The organism is Herbiconiux daphne (genome assembly GCF_024979295.1).
In the GTDB taxonomy this organism is placed as follows: Bacteria; Actinomycetota; Actinomycetes; order Actinomycetales; family Microbacteriaceae; genus Herbiconiux; species Herbiconiux daphnes.
Window position 1 is genome coordinate 1 of record NZ_JANLCJ010000676.1, and the last position, 559, is coordinate 559.

The following is a 559-nucleotide window of genomic DNA, read 5'->3' on the forward strand; positions in this document are numbered from 1 at the left end:
AGTATCCCGCACTACCATCTTTTTCGTGGTCTGATTCACGGATTTCATAACATACACCGTCTACCAATCCTAGCAAGTATGTAGAATTTGTCGTATTTGACTCCGCCACCCATGACCGAGATGATTTACGGATTTTATCGATGATTTGAGCTGTCGTCAAAACTTTTTTCGGTTTTACTGGTTTTTCTGCAACTTCAACAACTGGTTCAGGTACTTTTACCTCTAAGATTTTTTCGGCAACTTCTTTCGTTAGTGGTCGTTTTACAGGAGTTTTTACAGGAGTTGCGATTTTAGCGTTTTCACTAGCCATGACTTTCGCTCCGAGTTCAAGTGTTTCTTTTGCGCTTTCCATGAATGATGCGACAATTGCTTCGTAAAGCTCGAAATCAACTAGGTATGTTGAATTGTAACCGATTGTGATATTGATGTTTTTGAGTCGGTCGTTTGCTTTCAATACCTTGCGCAGGTGCGGGCCATAGACGTGGTCAGAGTGGAATACCAAGAATCCTGTTGGTGCGAATTTCAATTTGTTAAGTGTTTTTAGTTCCATGTTTTTCTC

At 40.6% G+C, this 559-nt stretch carries 1 protein-coding gene; it reads right to left on the reverse strand.

Annotated elements, in window-relative coordinates:
- A partial coding sequence (locus N1032_RS27080; protein WP_259543794.1) for a hypothetical protein occupies window positions 1–550 on the reverse strand: 550 nt, incomplete at its 3' end.
- Window positions 551–559 lie beyond the last annotated feature (9 nt).